This is a genomic window from Moorena sp. SIO2C4 (assembly GCF_010672485.1).
Classification (GTDB): Bacteria; Cyanobacteriota; Cyanobacteriia; order Cyanobacteriales; family Coleofasciculaceae; genus Moorena; species Moorena producens.
In genome coordinates this window covers 1-2,317 of record NZ_JAAHGN010001135.1, presented here as the reverse complement: position 1 = coordinate 2,317, position 2,317 = coordinate 1, and the positions used below count along the sequence as shown (strand labels likewise).

At 43.6% G+C, this 2,317-nt stretch carries 1 protein-coding gene and 1 pseudogene; both read right to left on the bottom strand.

The features are described 5' to 3' along the window. Window positions 1-258, bottom strand: a pseudogene (locus F6K20_RS34660) (sulfotransferase family protein); the annotation flags it as partial. 103 nt (window positions 259-361) lie between these two features. Continuing rightward, window positions 362-2,317 (bottom strand): SDR family NAD(P)-dependent oxidoreductase (locus F6K20_RS34655; protein ID WP_287297826.1); only part of this gene is annotated, 1,956 nt, incomplete at its 5' end.

Sequence of the window (2,317 nt, the reverse complement as noted above, 5' to 3'; positions counted from 1 at the left end):
TAAATGAGACATGTCTTTGATGAAAACTGCTTTGGAATCTGCTTCTTGTCGTAGTTTTTGCCAGATTTTTTGGTGATTATATTCAGGGTTAAGTTCTAGATCTGGATAACGACTGGCACCGCGACGCTCTGGGGAATTGTAATAGGATAAGCCAAAAGGTTCATGAAAAACCAAAAAATCACCTCTTTGGCGCATCATATTTTCAAAGGCAGTGGAGGTGGAGCGAGGTGTCGCCCATAAAGCTAATATTTTTCTCATGGTTTTTCTATTTGTTGGTAATTTTATAAAACACAAGGGAACAGGGAACAGGGAGTAGGGAGCAGGGAGCTTCGGAAAAGGAAAAGAAATTGGGCTCTTCCATTCATAGGGGGTGATGCACCGCCCGTGGGTAGCTTTCCAGACAAGTCCTAAGGGTTTGAGCTAGAACTCCAACATTGGGTTCTCGCATCATCGTGAAATGGTTGCCTGGAATCTTGTGAATTGTCACAGGTTGAGCAGAAATCTCTCCCCAGCCCCAAGTTGGGTCTTCCAGTATTGTTGTTTCACCGAGGGTAGCCTCAAAGACTTCTGTTTCCATAGCTCGGAAGAAAGTAATTGAAGTTGGGTAACTCTCCTGTGGAATATAGTCAACATCAGCTTGAACGTTAGCTTTGTAAATTTGAAAAATGCGTTTTAGTTCACCTTGGCTTAAATTCAAACCACCTATGGTCAATCTTTCCAGAAGGTAATCTAACTTGCGGTCTTCTCCAATAGATTGAAGTGTTTCAGGATCAACTTTGACCGCTTCTCCCAAAGAACCTTGATAGAAACTGCTTAGATCGTCGATCAGTTTGCTATTGTCCCACTCAGCAAAATCTTGATATTTTTGCAGATTTGTCCCTAAACCATCCATAATGGCAAGTAAAGCCACCTCCTGTCCCTGATTTTTTAACTGTTGAGCCATCTCAAAAACCACCTTTCCTCCTGCTGAATGACCGCCCAGAAAGTATGGCCCTTCAGGCTGAACGGCTTGTAAGGCTTGGATGTGGTGGGCTGCTATGTCTTCCATCCGGGTTAATGGCTTTTCCCCCTCATCTAAACCAAGCGATCGCAAGCCGTATAAAGGTTGCTCTGAATCTAGGTGTTGTGCCAAGGGATAGATATCGAAAACATTTCCCAAGACTCCGGGGACAAAGAACAGAGGAGGTTTTGAACCATTTGGCTGAATCGATACTAAGGTAGAGTGGTAAGAGTCATCCTCAACTATACCTTGTTTGATGGAGCCATTGCTTAAACTTTTTGAGTCCTCCAAGTGAGCAACTTCTCTCACCAAATAACTAGTCAACGCTTCTGGTGTGGGATAGTCAAAGAGTAAAGTAGAAGGCACAGACAAACCCAGACTCAATTGAAGAGCATTTCTCAACTCAATAGACATCAAAGAATCTAATCCTAAGTCTATGAGTTTTTGCTCTAATGTTATTCGCTCAGGAGAAATTCCCAGTACCCTAGCTACCTGCGCCCGGACGTGAGTAACCAATAATCCCTGACGCTCTCCCACAGGAGCTGTCTCCAATTGCTTGCGGAAGGTAACTGGTGTAGATGATACTTGATTTTGGGAATTATTTTGTTGTTTTACAGATTTAAGCTTGACCCATCGATCGATACGAGTTTGTAAATCTCCACTGGAAACAAGAATTTGATTGAGTTCTTGAGTGGATAAAACCCTTTCAAAGGCTTGGATACCCTCTTCTGGAGTTATGGCAAATTCAGCCAGCCCTGCTGCAATCTCATAATTTTGATCTTGTTTCTCGAATTCCCAAGTCTCCCAGTTCACACTCAGCCAAGGAACGGAATTACTTCGGTTCTGCTGGTGAACGAAAACATCCATAAACAGATTGGCTGCCGAGTAAGCAACGTCCCCCAAACCTCCCAGTACTGATGCTATGGAGGACATTAAGATGCAAAAGTCAAGGTTTTTGTTGTGCAAAACCTTTGATAAAACTATGGTTCCCTGTACTTTTCCTTGAAAGTGCTGCCAAATATCAGTTTTAGTTATCTCCTTGATGGAACACAATGCCTTGTCTCCAGTAAACATAACACTGTGGATGACTCCATTGATGTTACCAAACCGAGCCTCTGCTTGTGCGATCGCTTCTTCCATTTGTTGTCCATCGGCTACATCAGCACTGAGTACCATCACCTCCGCTCCCATAGCCTCCATAGCCTGCAATTTCTGAATTTTGCGACTAATCCGATCCTCTGCATTGTGAGTAGCTAGCCATTGAGACCGATCATCCCTGGCAGGAAACTGCGAACGCCCTATTAGGATTAGTTTGGA